General features: G+C 41.5%; 1 tRNA gene. It reads right to left on the bottom strand.

Annotated features, from left to right (window positions below):
* Nucleotides 1-110 precede the first annotated feature (110 nt).
* Nucleotides 111-201, bottom strand: a tRNA-Ser gene (locus AB4507_RS22885).
* Nucleotides 202-318 lie beyond the last annotated feature (117 nt).

Below are 318 nucleotides of genomic sequence, written 5' to 3'. Positions count from 1 at the left end.
AGTTAATTTTCCGGATTGGGATAAGCTGCCGCTTTGAAGTATTCAAATGTTCTTTTACCAAACTCAAGACGAAAAAAAGCCCGCTGATTTCTCAGCGGGCTTTTCAATGGTGGTGGAGGGATAGGGATTTGAACCCTAGAACCGCTATTAACGGTTGCCGGTTTTCAAGACCGGTGCTTTCGACCACTCAGCCATCCCTCCAACAAATTGTCATCAACAGATTAGTACACTGTTGAGGTTGTTATTTGCTAATGCAAGTAACGATACCTTTTGTCTTCACCTTTCAAAAAAGTGAAAATAAATTTAAAGCCTGGCGAT

The sequence above is a fragment of the Vibrio sp. 10N.222.54.A3 genome, assembly GCF_041474095.1.
Lineage (GTDB): Bacteria > Pseudomonadota > Gammaproteobacteria > Enterobacterales > Vibrionaceae > Vibrio > Vibrio crassostreae_C.
Note: the sequence above shows the minus strand (reverse complement) of the source record. Positions and strands in the feature narration are given on the sequence as shown.